General features: G+C 53.5%; 17 protein-coding genes. 6 read left to right on the plus strand and 11 right to left on the minus strand.

The window, feature by feature from the left end; all coding sequences use genetic code 11:
- Positions 1–21: 21 nt before the first annotated feature.
- From lspA to PLH32_02560, 8 genes are all read right to left on the minus strand, one after another.
- A complete protein-coding gene (lspA, locus tag PLH32_02525; GenBank protein HQJ63460.1) occupies positions 22–582 on the minus strand; it encodes a signal peptidase II in 561 nt (186 codons plus the stop codon).
- Between the two features lie 2 nt (positions 583–584).
- Entirely contained in the window at positions 585–962 is a 378-nt protein-coding gene (locus PLH32_02530) for a TraR/DksA C4-type zinc finger protein (protein ID HQJ63461.1), read from the minus strand.
- A gap of 29 nt (positions 963–991) precedes the next feature.
- Positions 992–4,135 carry an isoleucine--tRNA ligase gene (ileS, locus tag PLH32_02535; GenBank protein HQJ63462.1) on the minus strand — a complete coding sequence of 1,048 codons (3,144 nt, stop codon included), beginning with the start codon at positions 4,133–4,135 and terminating at the stop codon, positions 992–994.
- A gap of 50 nt (positions 4,136–4,185) precedes the next feature.
- Positions 4,186–5,049: an S-methyl-5'-thioadenosine phosphorylase gene (gene mtnP / locus PLH32_02540; GenBank protein HQJ63463.1), complete on the minus strand. Its 864-nt coding sequence runs from the start codon at positions 5,047–5,049 to the stop codon at positions 4,186–4,188.
- A gap of 13 nt (positions 5,050–5,062) precedes the next feature.
- Positions 5,063–5,881 (minus strand): purine-nucleoside phosphorylase, encoded by an 819-nt coding sequence (locus PLH32_02545; protein ID HQJ63464.1) that lies wholly within the window; start codon positions 5,879–5,881, stop codon positions 5,063–5,065.
- Between the two features lie 27 nt (positions 5,882–5,908).
- Entirely contained in the window at positions 5,909–6,832 is a 924-nt protein-coding gene (locus PLH32_02550) for a DivIVA domain-containing protein (protein HQJ63465.1), read from the minus strand.
- A gap of 15 nt (positions 6,833–6,847) precedes the next feature.
- A complete protein-coding gene (locus tag PLH32_02555; protein ID HQJ63466.1) occupies positions 6,848–7,528 on the minus strand; it encodes a YggS family pyridoxal phosphate-dependent enzyme in 681 nt (226 codons plus the stop codon).
- Between the two features lie 211 nt (positions 7,529–7,739).
- Complete coding sequence (locus tag PLH32_02560) at positions 7,740–8,906, minus strand: ATP-binding protein (protein ID HQJ63467.1); 1,167 nt, start codon at positions 8,904–8,906, stop codon at positions 7,740–7,742.
- Positions 8,907–9,216: 310 nt separating this feature from the next.
- Here PLH32_02560 and PLH32_02565 point away from each other — a divergent pair, with 310 nt between their 5' ends.
- A complete protein-coding gene (locus PLH32_02565) occupies positions 9,217–9,426 on the plus strand; it encodes a hypothetical protein (protein ID HQJ63468.1) in 210 nt (69 codons plus the stop codon).
- 302 nt (positions 9,427–9,728) lie between these two features.
- Here the strand turns inward: PLH32_02565 and PLH32_02570 are convergent, their stop codons facing one another.
- Both PLH32_02570 and PLH32_02575 read right to left on the minus strand, forming a co-directional pair.
- Complete coding sequence (locus PLH32_02570; protein ID HQJ63469.1) at positions 9,729–9,998, minus strand: hypothetical protein; 270 nt, start codon at positions 9,996–9,998, stop codon at positions 9,729–9,731.
- 289 nt (positions 9,999–10,287) lie between these two features.
- Entirely contained in the window at positions 10,288–10,722 is a 435-nt protein-coding gene (locus tag PLH32_02575) for a transposase (protein HQJ63470.1), read from the minus strand.
- Between the two features lie 211 nt (positions 10,723–10,933).
- Between PLH32_02575 and PLH32_02580 the strand changes: the two genes are divergently transcribed.
- The 3 genes from PLH32_02580 to PLH32_02590 all read left to right on the plus strand — a co-directional run bounded on the left by PLH32_02580 (position 10,934) and on the right by PLH32_02590 (position 16,734).
- Entirely contained in the window at positions 10,934–13,129 is a 2,196-nt protein-coding gene (locus PLH32_02580) for a two-component regulator propeller domain-containing protein (protein HQJ63471.1), read from the plus strand.
- Between the two features lie 575 nt (positions 13,130–13,704).
- A complete protein-coding gene (locus PLH32_02585) occupies positions 13,705–15,330 on the plus strand; it encodes a right-handed parallel beta-helix repeat-containing protein (protein ID HQJ63472.1) in 1,626 nt (541 codons plus the stop codon).
- A gap of 141 nt (positions 15,331–15,471) precedes the next feature.
- Positions 15,472–16,734: a GNVR domain-containing protein gene (locus PLH32_02590; protein HQJ63473.1), complete on the plus strand. Its 1,263-nt coding sequence runs from the start codon at positions 15,472–15,474 to the stop codon at positions 16,732–16,734.
- An 18-nt stretch (positions 16,735–16,752) separates the two neighbouring features.
- Here PLH32_02590 and PLH32_02595 read toward each other — a convergent pair whose 3' ends face one another.
- The gene (locus PLH32_02595; GenBank protein ID HQJ63474.1) at positions 16,753–17,091 is read right to left on the minus strand and encodes a hypothetical protein; all 339 of its coding nucleotides are present in this window, start codon (positions 17,089–17,091) and stop codon (positions 16,753–16,755) included.
- A 168-nt stretch (positions 17,092–17,259) separates the two neighbouring features.
- On the opposite strand from PLH32_02595, the gene PLH32_02600 reads away from it, so the two are divergent.
- Together PLH32_02600 and PLH32_02605 are read left to right on the plus strand one after the other, a co-directional pair.
- Positions 17,260–18,165 carry an O-antigen ligase family protein gene (locus PLH32_02600; GenBank protein HQJ63475.1) on the plus strand — a complete coding sequence of 302 codons (906 nt, stop codon included), beginning with the start codon at positions 17,260–17,262 and terminating at the stop codon, positions 18,163–18,165.
- Positions 18,149–19,615: a flippase gene (locus PLH32_02605; protein ID HQJ63476.1), complete on the plus strand. Its 1,467-nt coding sequence runs from the start codon at positions 18,149–18,151 to the stop codon at positions 19,613–19,615. Before PLH32_02600 ends, PLH32_02605 begins: the two co-directional genes overlap by 17 nt.
- The last annotated feature ends 31 nt before the right edge of the window (positions 19,616–19,646 follow it).

A 19,646-nucleotide genomic window follows, 5' to 3' on the forward strand; every position in this document is an offset into this window, starting at 1 on the left:
TTTCATCCACCCTTGATACGGTTAACGGATCATTTCCGAGGTATCGTTCGCGTCGGCCTCGGGTTGGGGCGCCTCCTCGTCGAAAAAGAGGATGTAGATGAGGAGCAAGACCATGCCGACGCTGATGGCGATGTCGGCGATATTGAATACCGGCCAGCGATCCAAACTGTACCCGGAGAACTGGAAGGAGGCCAGCCGGAAGGCCGGGATATGGATGTCGAGGAAATCAAAATCGAGAAAATCGACCACCTGGCCGCGCAGGATGCGATCAGTAAGATTGCCGAGCGCGCCGCCGAGGATGATGGTCATGGAGATCCGGGCCCACTCCTGACGCTCCTGCAGCTTGAAGAGATAGAGCAGCAGAATCAGGCTGGCGATGACGGCAAAAACGGTGAAGAACACGTTATCGCTGATGCGGACCCCGAAAGCCATCCCCGGGTTCTCGACATAGGTCAGACGAAACCAATCGCCGAATACCGGAATCGACTCGTATAGCCGCATGTTCGTTTTGACGACCCACTTGACCGCCTGGTCGAGCACGAAGATCAGGGCGGATATCCACAGGATGCGATAGGATTTCATGGTTACCGTTTCAGCAGCTCCTCTTTGGACTTGCATTCGATGCAAAGGCGGGCATGGGGGACCGCCTCGAGACGCTCCATGCTGATATCCTTGCCGCACTGCACGCAGGCGCCATACTCGCCCTTGTCGATGCGTTCGAGCGCCAGATTGAGGTGGTAGAGCAGATTCCCGTCGCGCGCTGCGAAAAAGTACTGCTGCTCGCGGTCCATGGTATCGGTTCCCTGGTCGGCCATATGGAAAGAGTAGGCGGAATGGTCGCCTGAGGTCTCTTTCATGGAGGTATTCAGGCCGCTCGATTTCATATGCTCCAGCTCCGAAAGCAGCCGGTCGCGTTTTTCCATTATGATCTTCTTGAGGTACGCCAGTTGTTCCTTGGTCATCTCATCCTCCCTGATATGAATAAACGTGCCTATTTTTTCGAAATTCCTGCTCGCAGAATCTGCTCTTCGATCGTTAACTCTTTCTGAACATCGCCGCCTGCGGCGCCTAGATTCAGGGTTTCGCACAGGGTCTCATTGCGGATGTACTCGGATTGGCTTGCGATCGCCTGCTGCACCGGGTCGGAGGCCTGCAGCCAGATCTGTATGCGGTCGGTGACCTGGAATCCAGCCTCCTTGCGCATGTTTTGCAGGCGATTGACGAGCTCGCGCGCCAGGCCCTCGAAGCGGAGGGCCTCGGTGAGGGTGGTATCGAGAGCGACGGTGAGGTCGCCTTCGCTGGCGGCGACCAGACCGGGCCGGTTCTCGGTCTGGATGGTGATATCCGCCGTGGTGATGCGGGCCTCATGCCCCTCGATCACCATCTGTTTGCTGCCATTTTTCACCAAGGCATCGATATCAGCTTCGCTGAAGGCCCGGATGGCCTCGGCGGCGCGGTTGACGTGCTTGCCGAACTTGGGTCCCAGATTCTTGAAAAGGGGCTCGGCGTGACGCTGCACCAGCTCGGTCGGGTCGGCGGCAAAATGCAGGGACTTGACATTGAGCTCGTCGAGGATGAGGCCGGACATGCCGGTGATCATTTGGCGGTGCTTCTCGTCGCGGGCGACGATGGTGATCGCGGCGAGGGGCTGACGTACTTTGGCGCCGGCTTCGTTGCGCAGGGAGCGGCCGAGGAAGACGATGCGGCGGACCAGATCCATCCGCGCCTCCAGCTGTTCATCCCGATAGGCAACGGGTTCTTCGCCCGCCTGCGGGTAAGTGGCGAGGTGAACGCTCTCCGGCAGACCGTCGGTGCCGTCGCGGAGATTACGATAGATCTCTTCGGCGAAGAAGGGGGCCATCGGTGCCATCAGCCGGCTGACCGTGACCAGGGACTCATGCAGCGTCTGGAAAGCGGCCTGCTTGTCGGCGCCCATTTCTGCTTTCCAGAAGCGGCGGCGTGAGCGCCGCACATACCAGTTGGAGAGATCATCGACAACAAAATCGGCGATGGCGCGCGCGGCCTTGGTCAGGTCGTAGCGGGCCAGGTTCTCGTTGACGCGCCGGGTCAGGGAGGTCATTGATGAGCAGAGCCAGCGGTCGAGCTCGGAGCGTTCAGCGGCCGGGATGCGCTGCGCCGCATCATAGCGATAGCCGTCGATGTTGGCGTAGAGCACGAAAAAGGAGTAGGTGTTGGCGAGCGTGCCGAGAAACTTGCGGGTAACGTCGCGCACCCCTTCCGGGTCAAAACGGGTCGGCAGCCAGGGCGGGCTGGCGGTCAGGAGATACCAGCGCAAGGCATCCGCGCCCTGGGCATCGAGAAAATCGAGAGGCGCCACAGCATTGCCGCGCGTCTTGGACATCTTTTGCCCATCCTTGTCGAGAATCAGTTCCAGCGAGACGCAGCTCTTGTAGGCCGGCTGGTCGAAGAGAAAGGCGCCGATGACCAGCAGGGAGTAGAACCAGCCGCGGGTTTGATCCACGCCCTCGGAGATGAAATCGGCGGGAAAGCTTTTTTCGAACTTGTCCTTGTTCTCGAAGGGATAATGCCACTGGGCATAGGGCATACTGCCGGAATCGAACCAGCAGTCGATCACCTCCGGGACGCGTTCCATGGTACCGCCGCAGGAGGGGCAGTTGATGGCGATCTGATCCATCATCGGCTTGTGCAGATCGAGATTCTGCGGCACCGCGCTGGCGGCTTTTTCGCGCAGCTCGGCGATGCTGCCGATGCACTCCTGGGCCTTGCACTGGCCGCAGCGCCAGATCGGCAACGGCGTGCCCCAGAACCGGTCGCGGGAGAGGGCCCAGTCGATGTTGTTCTCCAGCCACTCGCCGAAGCGTCCCTCGCCCACCTCGCGCGGATACCAGGCGATCTTGTTGTTGTTGGCGATCAGCTGCTCCTTGAAGGCGGTTGTCCTGATATACCAGGATTTGCGCGCATAGTAGAGCAGCGGTGAATGGCAGCGCCAGCAGTGCGGATAGCTGTGGGTGATCGGCTCGGAGCGGTAGAGGACGCCGCGGCTCTTGAGCTCCTGGATGATGGACTTGTCCGCCTCCTTGACGAAGAGGCCCGCCCAGGGCGTGACCTCAGGAGTGAAACGGCCGCTTTTGTCGACCGGCTGCAAGACGGGCAGATCGTATTTCAGCCCGAGCTGATAATCATCCTCGCCAAAGGCGGGGGCAATATGGACGATGCCGGTACCGTCGGTGGTGGTGACGAAATCGCCGAGCACGGTATAATGGCTGCGCTTGTCGGGCCGGACAAAGTCATAGATTGGCTCATATTCCAGTCCGGCCAGTTCCGCGCCGGTGCGGGTTTCAACGATGTCGTATGTGCCCTCCAGCACCTCGAGGCGGGCCTTGGCCAGAATCAGGAACTGCCCCAGGTGCGCCACCTTGACGTATTCGATCTCGGGGTGCAGCGCGAGGGCGACGTTGGAAAGCAGGGTCCAGGGCGTGGTCGTCCAGACGAGGAAATAGGTATCCTTTTCCCCCTTGACCCGGGCGCGGACATAAACCGAGGGGTCGCGCACTTCTTCGTACCCTTGCGATACCTCGTGGCTCGATAGCGGGGTTTCGCAATGCGGGCAATAGGGCTGAATCTTGTGGCCCTGGTAGATCAGATTCTTTTTCCAGAACTCCTTGAGGATCCACCAGACCGATTCGATATACTCGTTGGTATAGGTGATATAGGGATTCTTGAGATCGACCCAGAAGCCGATGCGGCGGGTGATCTCATCCCATTCCTGCAGATAGGACCAGACGCTCTCACGGCATTTGGCATTGAATTTGTCGATGCCGTAGGCGATGACCTGATCCTTGCGCTCGAAGCCAAGCTGTTTTTCGACCTCGATCTCGACCGGCAGACCGTGGGTATCCCAACCGGCCTTGCGTTCGACGCGGTAGCCCTGCATGGTGCGCAGGCGGCAGACGGCGTCCTTGACGGTGCGGGAGATGACATGGTGGATGCCGGGCCGTCCATTGGCGGTCGGGGGGCCTTCGAAAAAGACGAAGGGTTTGTTTTCATCGCGTTCGGAGACGCTGCGCTCGAAAATATGGTTCTCGTCCCACCAGGCCAGAATTGCTTTTTCGATCCCGGGAAAATTGAGTTTTTCAGGTAAAGGCTTGTACATGGATTCCAGTTCCGTTACTTCGGCGATTGTAGCGAATGATGCTTTCTGTTTTAAAGATATTTTTGCAGCAGCGGCTCAAGGCGGGAGATGGTCTCCTCCGGCCAGGCGCTGCGTTCGGTAATGATCGCTCCGGCCAGGGCCTTCTGGCAGCTGCACGCTGCTGTTTCCGGAAAAGCGGCGATGCTGTGGCGGATCACCTCCCTGGCGGCGACGCTGCTCTGGCGCAGGTTCTCCACGACCAGCTCCACTGATACGGTGTGGCCGGTTTCGGCTTCCCACCAGCAGTCGAAATCGGTGACCATGGCCAGCGTGGCATAGCAGATCTCCGCTTCGCGGGCCAGGCGCGCTTCGTTCATCTGGGTCATGCCGACCACATCCATGCCCCAGGAGCGATAGAGCCGGGATTCGGCCAGGGTCGAGAAGGCCGGGCCTTCGATATTGACATAGGTCCCGCCCTGTTGCACGCTCATTCCCAGCCCGGAGGCGGCCCGGGTCAGGATTTCGCCGACGGTGGTGCACAGCGGGTGGGCGAAGGCGATGTGAGCGACGATGCCGCTCCCGAAAAAGGTATTGGGCCGGGCTTGATTGGTGCGGTCGACGAACTGGTCGATGAGCACCAGATCGAGCGGTTTGAGTTCGGGCCGGAGCGAGCCCACCGCAGAAACCGAGATGATCCAGGCGACATCGAGCGATTTCATCGCCCAGATGTTGGCGCGGTTGTTGACCTCCGCCGGCAGGATGCGGTGCCCGCGGCCGTGGCGCGGCAGGAAAAGCACCTCGCGGCCATCGAGGCGGCCGAGGGTCAGGACGTCGGAGGGATCGCCAAAGGGCGTATCGACGCGGATCTCCCGGACCTGCTCCAGTCCCTCGATCTGATAAAGACCCGACCCGCCGATAATGCCGATGCGCGGCATGGACAAGCTCCTTTTACAGGGCACGGATGATCGCGCGCAACAGGGCGCGCATGCGCGGTCCCAGTTCTGCGGCGACGTGGTTGACCTGCTCGTGACTCACACTGTTCATCGCTCCTGGCAGAGATTGATCGGTCACGGCGGTGACCGCCAGGAGTTCCATTTCGAGCTGGCGGGCGACCAGGACCTCCGGTACCACCGACATGCCAACGGTGTCGATGCCGAGGATCTGCAGCATGCGGATCTCCGCCTCGGTTTCGAAGGCGGGGCCCATGACCGCGCCAAAGGTGGTCTCGTGCAGCTCGATCTTGAGTTCCGCTGCGGCCTGCCGGGCGAGCCGGCGCAGGGCGGCGCTGTAGGGTTCGCTCATGTCCGGGAATCGCACGCCAAGGGCGGGATCGTACGGGCCGATGAGCGGACTGGCACCCATCAAATTGATATGATCCTTGATCAGGGCAATGCTGCCCGGGACCAGTTGCGGCTGGATGCCGCCGGCTGCGTTGGTCAAGATGAGGCGGCGGATGCCAAGCGCATGCATAACGCGGACCGGCAGGGTGACCTGGCGCAGCGGGTAGCCTTCATAGCCATGAAACCGGCCCTGCATGGCCATCACCATTTTGCCCTCGAGTTCGCCCAGCACGAGCCGTCCGGCGTGGAATTTCACCGTCGACTCGGGAAAGTGCGGAATCTCGCCGTAAGGGATGATTCGGGCGGCGCTGATCTCATCGGCCAGGGCGCCCAGTCCCGTGCCCAGGATGATGCCCAGGTCGAAAGGTCTGGAATCCTCTTTGCGGATCCACTCCGCTGCTGTCCGTACCTGTTCCAACAGTTCCACACGATACTCCCAAAAAACACCGGAATCCTAGATCACGATCTGGTCCGAAAGGGTATTCTCACCGCCGCGCGGCTCGCGATTCTGCTCCCGGTCGCGGTTTTCATCTTCACCGTCCTCTTCGACCATCCGCATCCCGGTGGGGGTGTCGAAACGGCGCTCCCCCCGGACGATGCGCGGGCCTTCCGGGCGCAACGGAAAGGGTTCCGCCGGGGATTCAACGGCCGGCCAGCGCAGCGGAGCCGCAAGCGGGGGGGCTGACTGGGGAGCTTGTGCCGGATCTGGCGCAAAAGCCGGAGCAGGCGCTGCGGCGGCGTACGATGTTGCGGTCGGGGCTGCCGGATGCGGAATTTGCGGGCCGCTCTGCGGCGGGGCCGGCGGTGGCGTCTGGGCCGCCGTGTGCGGCGCCGGCGCTTCCGGCTCGGCCGGCAGGACCGGGCGCGGCAGCCGTCCGCGCAGGGCGGGTCCGGCGCCGGTCTGTTCGCCGCCCTGTTTGATCATCGCGTCGTCGATGCCGAGCACGTCGAGCAGTTCGATCTGGGATTCGAGCAGGTGCCGCAGCCGGCGGGAGAAGGACTCCTTCTGAGCGCGGAGCAGGTTGATCTCCGAATGGAGCTCCTGCAGTTCCTCCTTGGCCTGTTCGATGATCTTTTCGGCCTGCAGCTCCGCCTCATGGATGCGCAGTTCCGCTTCGCGGAGCGAGTTGAAGCGCGACTCCTCGACGGTGGTGGTGGCTTTCATCAGGGTTTCGCGCAAGGTATGTTCGACCTGCTGATAATCGCGTAGCTGGGTGCGCAGTTTGATCAACTCGTCGCTCTGCAGGTTCTTGTCGCGCAGGAGGAGCTCGAGTTCGTCGGCGACCATGATCAGAAAGGCTTCCACTTCCTCCGGATCATAACCGCGCATGCTTTTCTTGAATTCCTGCTTGCGGATGTCCAATGGGGTCAGTTTCACAGTGGTCTCCGAGGTTTAGATTCTTTCTCCAAACAGTGCCCGGCCGAGGCGGATGAGGGTGGCGCCTTCTTCGATGGCGATCTCAAAATCGTCACTCATGCCCATGGAGAGATGGCGGATGCCATATCCGGAAGTATTCAGGCGCTCCTGCAGCGTCTTGAGGCTCTGGAAGCAGGAACGGATCCGCCGGGAGTCGGGAGAAAGCGCGCCGATGGTCATCAGGCCGGTCAGGTGCAGATGGGGCAGGCGGGCGATTTCGCTGGCCAGAGCCTCCGTTGCATCCGGTGCGACGCCGAATTTCCGGCTTTCTCCGGAAGTATTGACCTCCAGGAAACACTCTATGATGGAATCTTGCGCTGCGGCCGCGTGGTCCAGCTCGCGGGCGATGTGCGGGGAGTCGACCGATTCGATGACGGTGGCGAACTGCAGCGCGCGTTTGACTTTATTGCTCTGGAGATGGCCGATCATGTGCCAGGAGAGCGGCAGATCCGGGAGGAGCTGAACTTTTGCCCAGGCTTCCTGGACGCGGTTTTCCCCAATGAGCGTGAGGCCGAGAGCGGCCGCCGCACGAATGTGTTCCGCGGATACGGTTTTGGTCACCGCGAGCAGGGAGACCTGCCCGGTCTGCTGGCCGCTGCGCAGGCAAGCGGAGTGAATCCGTTCGGTCACATATTTCAGGTTGTCAGAAATGGCCATCTGGTCGAATTTTATTAACGTTAAATATAGATTTATTTTACATGAAATGCAATAAAATAGATTACTCAAAGCCACCGGAAAAACAAGTCGCACCGTTTTAGGTCACAAGAATCCTGTCGTTAATTTACGTAAATTGGCTATATAGCCAGTACTGTAAAAGTGATCATGATAAGCATCACTCGTATGTGGTGTTAAAAAGATGAGGAGCAAGCTAGTCCAGAAAAACGCTGCCGGTCTTTTGCCAGCCAAGAACCCGGGCTGAAGGCCAATCCTGAGACTCAAAACCGCCATAAATTAGAGTGGAGTATTTCGGTGGGAGGCCACTGAGGTTTTGAAAATAGCGCAAGCCTTTGAAAAATGAAGGATTGATGGAAGTGCTGGACTTGATCTCTATGGCGATTGTTTTTGATCCTGATTCAATGATGCAGTCGATTTCATGCCCGGTGAGATCACGCCAAAAATAGAGAGCGCCATGGTTGCCAGTATTGTTAATGTGTTTTCTTAACTCTGAAATGATCAAAGATTCAAATATCTCGCCTCTGAGAGGATGGGTCTCCAGTTCATCTGCCGACCGAATGCCGAGCAATGAGCAGATCAATCCAGGATCATAAAAATAGATTTTGGGTGATTTTATCAATCTTTTGTTAAAACTGTGATGATAGGGGGGCACAAAGAAAAGAATGAAACTAGCCTCCAATACCGACATCCATGCCTGAATGGTTTTGTGATCCACACCGACCTCATTCCCCATCGCTGTGGCATTAAATATTTGGCCGACTCGCCCTGCACACAATTTTAAAAAAATTTGAAATTTATGTAAATCTTTGATATTTTCGATTTGCCGGACATCCCTTTCGATATAAGAACTGATGTAGGAAGGATACCAATCCACCGGCTGTAACTCTTGATCATAGATTCTGGGATACGTTCCTCTGAACGCCAGGGAAGTAAAACTTTTCGAAATAGCGAATCCAGAGGCGATCTCCCCAATTGAAAAGGGTAGTAAGTGAAAAACTGCAGCACGGCCGGCAAGGCTTTGAGATATCTTTTCGATTAGCTGAAAATTCTGTGAGCCTGTAAGGGTATAACAGCCCAGCTTACGGCTTTCGTCGACCAAACCCTGAATATAGGAGAATAACTCGGGAACTCGCTGGGCTTCATCGATAATCAGTCCATGTGGATGGGAGGTTAGAAAGAGTCTGGGATCCTCTACGGCTCGCGCTCTCGTGTCTGGAAATTCCATGTTGGCATAATCGTAGCTATTAAAGAGAGCCTTTACTAAGGTGGTTTTTCCAGACTGGCGAGGACCCGTAATAACCGTGACGGGTAACTGCCTGGAGAGCGATAAAATTATGGGGGCAAGTTCTCTATCGATCATGAATATTCTCCTTTATATTGAATTCTTTTGAAAGGTAGTGTAAAGTACAGAAAAAGTCAAGATAATCGTACTAATTGGGAATACAATTCCCAATTAGTACGATCCTAATGGGTTCTAGAGCGTGTACGCCGAGCGCTTTGCGCCGAGATATGGCTACTGGCGGCCGGTCATACGCACGGCCATAGAGAAATTCCAAGTGCGGAGACCTGCGGGAGGGATTCGCACGGGCGCCGCGCCCGGATTGCGGCAAGGAATTTTTTGTGGCGTTTTCCTGCTGGCAACGCTGCTGTAGTCCTTCGTGCGATCAGAAGTGGCACTGTTTCTGGGCATGCGTCTGGCTGAGGAGGTCGTGCGCTCGATGCAGGGCTGGCTGCACTCGGGATTCGGTATCTACGCCTCGGTGCAGATCGAGGCCGACGAGAAGGAGGGCATGCGGCTGGTTTCGTTTATTTCGCGGTGTCCCTTTTCGTTGGCGCGGATGAATGGTAAATTTATAAATTTTCGGACACGATTTCACTAATAATTCAGACAGTGTTTCACTAAAGATTCGGACAGTTTTCAAGCATAGCTAAACAGATGTCGTAACCTCGTCTAGCGAAATATTCCTCCCTCATTGACCCACCTATTAACACCGTTCTAATTCTGTACCATTTTCACCGGTTTGATTTTTTACTATCCTCTTTTGCCAATTCCTACTGATTCCCTCTTGATTGCCATTTTCTTCGTTTCATTCCCGCTTTTTCTTTCCATTTTTTCCACGATCTGGTGTTTTAATGGTAAAGAGAATGGCTGAGTTGTACCAATCGAGAGTGGTATCTGGCCTCAACTTTCGTATGTAAAAATTGCCATCAAGAAAAAACGGGGAATATCCGTTTTAAATCCGGGCAGGAATACTGCAGCGCCATTGCCTGCCAACGCGCTCGCAAGAAGGCCGGGCAACAACAGAAGATGGCCTGGGCTGATTTGTATCGCCAACAGCAGCAGGATTGTCCGCGCCGCTGGCGCAAGTAAAAGCCTTTGCATGGCTACCAAAAATAATACCGTCTGGCCCACCCAGCCTATGTGAAGAAAAACCGTCAGCAGCAATTCCACCGCAACCGCAAACAGACGATACTGAGCTCGCTCCTCCGAATTGCATAAATGGATTTGATTGCAATTTCTGGAGCCGCTGACTAGATTATAGCAAGAAGGATTTTAAACATATTGGAGATCGCTTCATGAAAGTCCAGAAACATCCTGCTATGGCCGACCGTGTGCGCCGTATCGATGGCGGCTTTAGCTTTATCCCGCACCGTTTCCTCGGCGATGGTTTTTTGCCACATTAATACAATCGGAACCCCACAAATGTAGATATACTGTTTGCAGACAAGTCGCGTTGGTTCTAGGTTTCATACTCTTTAATCCATTGTTCTTTCAGGCGCACAACCGTGGCCGATGACAAGTTCAGCGCTTGATCACCCAGGATCGAAGAGAGCGCGGTTGGGAAATCCTTTGTTGAAATTCCCATGAGGTAAAGTAATGCAATCATATTATCCAGGCTTGGACTATGGCGGATATACTTGGGCAAGATGGCACTGCGAAAACCTTCCACGCCGGTGATCTGTCGCTGTTTGTGATCATCCACTCTGGGTAGCTGGATGGGGATCTTGCCGATGCTGGTCAGGATATCTCTGGCATCATAATGCCCGTTCTTGACCACAAGTCGATGACCGTTTTCGTCTTTCCGGTCTTGACAGCTTTGGATGAAATTTTCTACTTCAGTTTCAACGGCATATTGAAGCATCTTCTGCGCGCATTGACGAACAAAATCCTCCAGTTAGGATGCATGACTACTTTGACTTTTTTCTTGATTAGTATCTTCTTGGTGATTACTTTTTTTCATGAGCGCATCCTCCCTGGCTTGTCTCGAATTTAGCCGTTTGAATTCAAGCCAAAGGTTAGGCTTTTTTATCCTAGATCCACGACATTTTTATTATTCCTATCAGCAAATTTTCTATTGGCAGGTTGTGTCAATAAGGAATATCGATATGAAAACACCGTTAATGAAAACTCTTGTTGTGATGGGTTGCTATGCCGCCTTGAACGCCCAGGATATGACCTGGGAAAACTTTACCAGTCAACAGGAAGCCCGTGTTCTCCTGGATGATAATAATTATCTTTGGATCGGAAGCTCAGGCGGCCTGCTTCGTTTTAACAAGGTCAATGAAACCACCACACAATTTACACGCTTTGGCGACTTGTCGAGTCATAACGTGCAATGCCTGTACAAAGATTTTACGAAAAACCAGTTGTGGGTAGGAACAGAACAGGGATTGGCTGTATTCGATGGAACAAATTGGGAATCTATTGGCATAAACGCGGCGCCAATAAGGAGTATTCGTGATATAAAAGGTGCCGGGGATGGAGACGTCTGGATCACCGGCGGCCAGGTCGTCGGCATTCTTGATCCATTCTACGCCGGCCCAACTTACGCCAGTTATCGGAATGGTAATTGGCTGGCTGCACAATTTGACGAATTCAGCACGCATGATAATCCCATTGGCCTTTGCCTGGAAATGACTCCTCCTATTGGCTTTTATTGCGGTACGACTCAAGGTCTTTACTATATTTTGCCGGATTCCTGGTTAAAAACAGACATCTCTCCAAAAATTATGGATCTCGCCTATGATGATCAAAGTAATTCATACTGGGTCGGTTCGGACGCGGGACTTTATCAAATTTGTGATGGTAAAATAGAAAGGAAATTGGGCGACGGGTATTCTATCGCAAAAATCGCCTTTGAAAGCACCGATAAGTTGTGGCTTATTCAACGAGAGAGCACAAACCGTTTAATAAAATACGAAAAGGGGATTGTGTCACCTTTGAGTATTCAAGGCAGCGTGCATGATCTTTTAATAGATGCAGATAAAACCCTGTGGATCGGCACTGAAAATGGACTGTATAAAAAGACCGGCGAAAATCTTAAAAGCTACTCCTTTGCCAGCGGCTTGAAAAGCAACCGGATCAGGAATATTGAGGCTGGGCAGGACGGAGCTTTATACTTTACCTTTGTCGATGGAAACTGGTCTTATGTGGGGCGTTTTGGATCGGGCACATGGTCGTACTCTGATGTAATGCCAGTCACGGGCATGCCTAATAGTTTGCATGTCGATTTGCAGAACAGAATCTGGGCCATCCTCAACGGTTCGGCATATTACAATAAGGGCAGCGCCTGGATGCGCTTTACAAGCGGAAACGATAATATCAGCAGCATGAGCGAAAACAGTGACGGCTATTTGTGGTTTGGCGGAAACAATCACGTGCTCTGTCGGGTAAGTGCTGATTTTCAGGCACGACAAGATTTTGGCGATAAAATCAGCATATATCCGACGCGATCAATCACAGCGATTTTGGAAGATGAGACTAAAAACGTTGTTTGGATGAAACTCGATGAAAGTGGTGGGATTATCAGGCTGAATTTATCGGACTCTTCGACAGCGTATTGGGATCGTGATCATACCATCATACCGCCATCTGATGTGAAAGCTTTCCGAAGACATGCCGATGGGACAATTTGGGCTGCGTTTGGTACGGAGAATCAAGGTGGATTATATTATTTTCGAGATGATGAATGGACGAGAGCGCCGATTGATAAATGGGGGCTCGCAGCATCTTATATCAGCGATTTGGAGATAGATGATCTAGGCAGAATCTGGTTTACGATGTACGGCTTTAACTCAAGCGGCTCATATGGCGGCGGACTTGGAATGTATGATGGTGTGCAATGGCGGCAGTATAAAACCAGCAATTCGGGTCTTGTTAACAATTATGCTACGGGGCTTGCCATCGATCAGAATGGAAAAATCTGGATTTCAACCCTCGGCGGCATCTCTTGCCTTACACTTGCCCAGAATGCTGCCTCCGTCGCGCAACAACCATCGACTACTCCAGAGGCATTTCAATTGGGAGCGGCTTATCCTAATCCCTTCAACCCGTCCACCACCATCACCTTTGAAATTCCCCAAGACGGTTTTGTCAGCATAAAAATCTACAACCTCGCCGGCCGCCTGGTGTGCACGCTGATGCAGGAGCAGAAAGTCGCGGGACGGCATTCGGTACAATGGAACGCCACGGATGAAAATGGACAACGAGTTGCTGCGGGCGTTTATCTCTATCAAACCGAATTCACCGACGCGTTGGGCGAGACTATGGTGTTGATGAGGAAGATGAGTTTGGTGAAATGAGCATTATTGCCCTGTTTCTTCGAATAAATATGGGTCAATGCCAAAGTCGGGATTGCGTTTGGTGAAAACTTTTTCATTTATTTTGCTCAATGTGCCATTAATGGCTCATGCGGCGCTAAGCTTATCGCGATACAATGCACCTATTTCTGCAATTTGTAGTGCGAGCAACACATCGAAAAATGCCCCGGATTTCTGTATCAAAAGTGACAGCTGATTGTGCCTTACAGTTTCTCAAATACCTTGAAAGCTAATGCCATAGTAGTATTCAAATTTACAATCAGCGATTGGTAGCACGGTATACCTATTTCGATTATTTAGCCAGCCACTGCCAGAGAGGATGGTAGAAGCTGAACGAGTTGCCGGCATTTCACATAAACGTGTACCACCACCTCAAATTGTATGCCGGCCCCCTCCCCCCCATGCCAATCGTCTAGCCGTTTTGCTAAAATGCTCCCGAATGTGACCGCATTGATGTGGATATCATGAAGTCGCCGGGGCTTCCGGCCTCCTCCCGCTAAAGTCCTTGCTAAAAGAGCCCGGATTCTTTAAGTTAAGCAGCAAAGGGGAGGTTGATCATGAGATATTCAGTTTTGAACATGACCGTTTTGGTTCTGGTGCTGATTTCTGCAGGGCTTGCCGTCGGGGGAACGCCAAGAATCGTCACAGTGGGCCGGTCAGGTCTGCCACAATATGATTTCTACTCACTGCAGGCGGTGCACGACTGGCTGCAAAGCAAGTCTGGCAGCTTTGCGGGTCCGCTCACAATCCGGCTTTACAGCTCTGAGTACCCCGAAAAGACCCTGATTTGGACTCAATCCGGTCGGGAGGATGCGCCGATCACCATTCAGGGCGTGGGCCGGATTTTTTTGAGCGGCGAGCGTATCAAGAGTGACACCTACGGCAAGCCTGTGCTGGTTCTCTCCTGGGTCAGCTACATCACCTTGGAAAATATCGGATTCCGTAATTTTCCGGCACGCACGGAGAGCCGTGTAGCCCTGGAAATAAGCGGCAAGGGGAAGAATACCATCCGCAACTGCCGCTTCAGCAAATTCTTTGGGCCCAAGAGCGAGGCAGCCATCTCGCTCTACAACAACTCCTCGGCGAACCTCATTGAAAAATGCCAGTTTGATTCCCTTGGCGATGATCTTTATATGCATGCCATTTATTTGAATAAAAACTGTGCTCACAATATAATCCGCGAAAATACAATCACCTTTTGCAGCGGTGAAGCCTTCATGGTCCGCAACAACTCCAATAATAACAGTTTTGATGATAACACCATTGTTCGCTGCGGCGGAGTGGCCTACTATGGCGAGTGGTATAATACCGATGTCAAGCCCGCAGAACTGCCCTCGCATGGCAACCGCATAACCGGGGCCAGGGGGACGGGGCCCTCTGTCCGCTCGGCCGGATATGCCAAACCGGGATATATCCGCAAAGTCAGGGCCCTGAATTGGTCCACCTATAAATGGCCCAACCATAACCAGGATTGGAGCGACACCACTCGGGCTTATTATATGCCTGATGTCAGCAAGAACCGGCTTGTCACCGTTGCCGCTGATCTGGGCGTGGAGAGCAAAAAGGAAATCGATGCTACGCCGGGATATCTGCGATTCACCCAAGCCGCGATCTATCAGGCCCAGATCGAGCCCGAAGGTTCGATCGAGGGCGCCAGGCTGGAGCTGATCAGCTCGGATACCACCAATCGTTGGGGTGGAAAGGAGAGCTATTTGCGGGAGGTTCGCATTCACGATACCTCCAATCGTCCGCGTCGCTACACCACCACGCTGCGGGTGCGGACCCTGGAAGGGGATATCATCGGCGAGCTTGTGCCCGTACGGCAGCTCACGGGAGTTGCAGTTAGTCCGCTGCTGGTCCCCCTGAAAGGTGCTGATCAATCTATCACCTGCACCCTGAGCGCCCTGCAGGCGGATTATGATCTTTGCCTCTTGCCGGCGAGCAAATCCTTGAGTTTGGATAAATTAAAAGCCCATTTCGAGGATGAGGATGGTGGACTCCAGTTTTTTGCAGATCATGCCTTGGTGAGCAGCCGCCTGCTGCAAAAAAGGGCGGTCAGCCGCAACAGCGGGAAGAGTGATGAAAAAATTACAGCCAAGCTCGAAGAAGGCAAGGAGTACACACTTGTCATCAGCCGCAAGCCCAACGTGCAGGGGAGTTGTCAGTGGTCGGCCAAACCCTGAGTTCCATTCAGGTGACCGGCAGCGGGCAGAGGTGACGAAGGGGTGCAGACTAAAATTTGATTTGCGATATTGCTCTAAAAGTAGTAAAATTAGAATTAATAATTTAAACCGGATACATCATTCGTCTTATTAGGGTCGGGCATGCCGCAGAATGAGCTCAAGTTTGTAGACGTGTTAGTGATCCTTTCCAGGTGGAAAAAGTTCATCCTCCGTACAGTGTTTATCACCGGTGTGGTCGCCTTGCTGGTCAGTCTGATCTTGCCGCGTTGGTATTCCGGCAAAGCGACCATTTTGCCGCCCACCGGTGACACCAGTGCCATGGGCATCTCAGCCCTTCTGAGCAATCTCCCCGTGAGCGGATTTGGGATGGGCGGCCTGAGTGCGCTCTCTCAGGAGACCAACCTTTTTCTGGCCATTTTGAACAGCCGTTCCTTGTTATCCACCATCGTTGAAAAATTTGATCTGCAGAAACGCTACAAGACCCGGACCATGGAGGAGACGCTAAAGGCGCTTCAGGACAACATAACCATCATGGTCAACGAAGATGGCACGCTCTCCATCAGCGCCAGAGCCAGGACTCCCGTTTGGCCCGATAGCGGCAAGGTGATGGAAACCAAAAGGATGGCCCGGGATATGACCAATGCCATCGTCGATGAACTGGATGCCATCAACAAGCAGATCAAAACCGAACAGGCCCGCAATACCCGTGTTTTCATTGAAAAGCGTTATCTCCAGAATTCGAGCGATCTCAAATCCGCCGAGGAAGCCCTCAAGGCCTTTCAAAAAGACAATCAGGCGATCTCGATACCTGACCAGACTCGGGCGACCATAACTGCAGCCGCGGAGCTCAAGGCACAGATTACCGCCAAAGAGATCGAGGCGGAACTGATGGCCAAATATCTCGGCAAAGGCCATATGGATTATGTCCGCATCGAAAACGAACTGCGGATTCTGCGCGGTAAATATCGCGAGCTCAAGTTCGGCGCCGGCACAAAAAGCCTGGCGGCGGGCGCCGGCGATGAGAAAGAGACGGATCTCTTCATCCCCGTTGATCGGGTTCCCGATCTGGGGCTGCGGTATGTCAGGCTCTATCGTGAAGTAACCCTGCAAGAAAAAATCATGGAATTTCTTTTGCCGCAATATGAACAGGCCCGGATTCAGGAGGCCAAGGATACGCCGACGGTCCAGGTTCTCGACCGCGCGGTGCTGCCGGAAAGAAAATCCCGCCCGAAGCGGGCCTTTATCGTACTGCTGGCCGCCTTTTTTGCCCTGGCTCTGAGCGCGGTCTATGCCCTGACCGCCGACCGCCTGGAAGCCCTGCAAACCGCCGATGCACCGCGGTATCGTGAGCTGCAATCTTTCTGGAAAGGCCTGCGCAGTGATTGGCGTTTCTGGAAGCGTTAGCCCGGCCGTAACGTGAAATTACGGAGTGAAATAAGGATACCGGTTGAAAAAAAGTCCCTTCCGGTTGTGGTTGTGATCGCCGGAACGGGAATTTTGCTGGCCGTGGCGGCTTTTCAGCTCTCTTTGGCCAAGATGGTATATCTGCTGATCGCGCTGGCCGGAGTTGCTTTTCTCTTCGCGAATCCCGATTGGACCCTGGCGCTCTTTTTTTCTTCTGCTTTGATCAAGGAGTGGCTTCTCCTTAATATCCCGTTTTTTGCCCAGTTTGATTTTACTCTCCTGATTTTCCTGCTTAACGCTACCGCCCTCTTCTTCTTTCTCGTGCGCAAGGGATACCTCTTTGAGTTCAAGCTGCATTCCAGCATGCTGCCGCTCATTCTTTTTACAGCACTGATGATTTTTTCGATCACCTATACGCCGTCATTTAAATATGGCAGTGCGAAAGCTTTCAGTTTTTTCCTTTTCAATTGGGCGCTTTTTCTTTCTCCCCTATTATTAATCCGCAATGAGCGCAGTGCCAGCCGTATGATCACCATTCTCGTCCTGTTGGCTACGGTTACTACTGCCTATACCCTGGTTACCCTGCTGCAGAGTCTCTTCAGCGGCTCCATTATCTACTCTTACCGGGCCTCTTTTCTGGGGGTCAATCCGATCAGTTTTGCGAATTGGATCGGGGCCATAGCCATCCTGCTGTTCGCCTATCTTCCCAACATCGGCAAGCGCTGGCATCGCTATGGCGCTTTTGCAGCATTGGGATTGCTGATCCTGGCCCTCTTTGCCGCCAACTCCCGCGGCCCCATGATCAGTTTTATCTTGAGCCTCGTCTTGTACGGGGCAATTCGATTTCGCAAAACCTCCAAACGCAAACTGGTGCAACTGGCTCTTGTGGTTCTCCTCTTTGTCGTCATAGCCCTCATCATCCTTCCGGAGCAGCTGACCAGCCGGTATACGGATCTGATCAGCCAGGAGGAAGGAAGCCAGAATTATGCCTATTTCACGATCAATACCCGGCTGTTCGGCTGGAAAGCAGCCCTTGAGATGGCGACCGCCCATATTTATTCAGTGTTTTTTGGCGTGGGCAACGGCGGATTCAGCCAGGTCATCTACCGCCAGGATATTCGCTGGTATCCGCATAATATTTTCCTGGAGGTATTTTGCGAATTGGGATTGGCTGGTCTGGGGCTGCTGGTATGGCATTTAAGTTCGATCTGGGGGGATATCCGGCGCTTCCTGCGCAAAAACCTTACTGATCGCAGCCGAACGCTCTTTTATGCGTTCTGTATGGCGGCTTTTTTTAATTTTGTCAACGCGCAGTTCAGCGGCGATCTTAATGATAACCGGCGCTTATGGTTCTTTCTCGGTATGGTTGTGGCTCTGATGCAGGTGATTAAGGACAGGATTCCGGTGAAGGATAATGGAAGCAACGCGTAACCGCGTCATCAGCAATTCGCTTTTTATTTATGCCGGACGCGTTGTCAATCTGGCCTGCAATTTTTTTATCTTTGTTTTTCTGGCTAACTACCTGGGTGAAAACGCCTTCGGCCGTTTGTCCATCGCCATCGCCTATGTTGGCACTTTTGACATCATCGCCAATTTCGGCCTGAATCAGATCCTGGTGCGGGAGCTTGCGGGGGAGCGGTCGCTGCGCAGCCGGCTGCTGGGCAGTGGTTTGTTCGTAAAAGTAATCATCACCCTGCTGGCGGTTCTGGCCGCTCTGGCGGTGCTCCCTTTAATGGGTTATCCTGCCGAAACCATGTCCATCGTCTGGATCATTGCGATCAACCTTCTCATCTCCTCCAAGCTTTCTTCGACGCGCACGGTTTTTGAGAGCATTTTTCAAGCACAGCTGCGCATGGCCTTTCCAATTCTGTGCAACATGCTCGACAATCTGATTTTTGCCGCCCTGGTACTGTTATGTGCGCATTTTTTCCAGATCGGTCTGACCGGGATGGCGATCATTTATACGGTCTGTAATATTCCCGGCACGCTCTGGCTGATCAGGCGTTTTTTGAAAATGAACGAGGTGGAGTGGCGCCCCGATTGGCCGCTGATTAAAGAACTGCTTCGTGAAGCACTCCCCCTGGCGGCCTATCTTTTCTTTTCCATTCTTACGACCAAAATCGACGTGTTGATGCTTTCATGGATGCGGGCAGAGGCTGAGGTGGGTCAGTATGCCGCTGCTACCCGTCTGGTCTATCCCCTTTCCTTTCTATCGACCTCGCTGACTATATCACTTTTTCCGCTGCTATCAAAATATTATGAGCACAACACGGACAAGTTTGCTGAAATTGCGCGGCGGGGCACCCGCTATGTATGTATTATCGCCCTTCTGGTGAGTGGTGTCATGGCTTTTGCTGCTGGAAAGATCATCCGCACGCTCTATGTGCCGTCCTATGCCGCCTGTATTCCCGCCTTCCGGGTTTTGCTGCTCTCCCTGGGATTCAGTTTTCTGAATTTCTATTTTATCGACATTCTGATTTCGGCCCACCGGCAGAAAATGGTCACTGCGGTTATGGCGCTTTCGTTTTTGGTCAATGTGCTGCTTAATCTCTGGTTGATCCCGCAAATGGGCATTCTAGGCGCCGGATACGCCAAGCTGGCGAGCGCAGGAGTGGCTACGTTCGCACTTCTTGCGGCACTCCATTTTCAGCTTAAAATTCGCCATCTTCTGGATTTTCCCCGTCTTGCCCTTCTGACCGCTACTCTGGTGATGTCACTATGGCTGATGCAGGGGCTAAACTTGATATTTTATTTATGCTTTTCTTTTCTTATCTTTATGGCGTTATTGTGGGTTCTGGGAATTTTTACTTGTGAAGAAAAAGAATATTTTGTTAACTTGTTACGTAACAGGCCAAAATGGCGGAGAGGATGGAGGAACTAGGCGGCAGCCCGGCATGACCAGTATCCCGGCA

It is taken from the genome of bacterium (assembly GCA_035419245.1).
In the GTDB taxonomy this organism is placed as follows: Bacteria; Zhuqueibacterota; Zhuqueibacteria; order Residuimicrobiales; family Residuimicrobiaceae; genus JAKPUX01.

Bases quoted from the DNA above. Each gene is read 5' to 3' on its own strand.
- PLH32_02530 (HQJ63461.1), bottom strand. From the start codon at position 962: ATGACCAAGGAACAACTGGCGTACCTCAAGAAGATCATAATGGAAAAA.
- PLH32_02605 (HQJ63476.1), top strand. From the start codon at position 18,149: ATGGAAGCAACGCGTAACCGCGTCATCAGCAATTCGCTTTTTATTTAT.
- mtnP (HQJ63463.1), bottom strand. From the start codon at position 5,049: ATGCCGCGCATCGGCATTATCGGCGGGTCGGGTCTTTATCAGATCGAG.
- PLH32_02580 (HQJ63471.1), top strand. From the start codon at position 10,934: ATGAAAACACCGTTAATGAAAACTCTTGTTGTGATGGGTTGCTATGCC.
- PLH32_02560 (HQJ63467.1), bottom strand. From the start codon at position 8,906: ATGATCGATAGAGAACTTGCCCCCATAATTTTATCGCTCTCCAGGCAG.
- PLH32_02590 (HQJ63473.1), top strand. From the start codon at position 15,472: ATGCCGCAGAATGAGCTCAAGTTTGTAGACGTGTTAGTGATCCTTTCC.
- lspA (HQJ63460.1), bottom strand. From the start codon at position 582: ATGAAATCCTATCGCATCCTGTGGATATCCGCCCTGATCTTCGTGCTC.
- PLH32_02595 (HQJ63474.1), bottom strand. From the start codon at position 17,091: ATGCAGCTTGAACTCAAAGAGGTATCCCTTGCGCACGAGAAAGAAGAA.
- PLH32_02585 (HQJ63472.1), top strand. From the start codon at position 13,705: ATGAGATATTCAGTTTTGAACATGACCGTTTTGGTTCTGGTGCTGATT.
- PLH32_02600 (HQJ63475.1), top strand. From the start codon at position 17,260: ATGATCACCATTCTCGTCCTGTTGGCTACGGTTACTACTGCCTATACC.
- ileS (HQJ63462.1), bottom strand. From the start codon at position 4,135: ATGTACAAGCCTTTACCTGAAAAACTCAATTTTCCCGGGATCGAAAAA.
- PLH32_02555 (HQJ63466.1), bottom strand. From the start codon at position 7,528: ATGGCCATTTCTGACAACCTGAAATATGTGACCGAACGGATTCACTCC.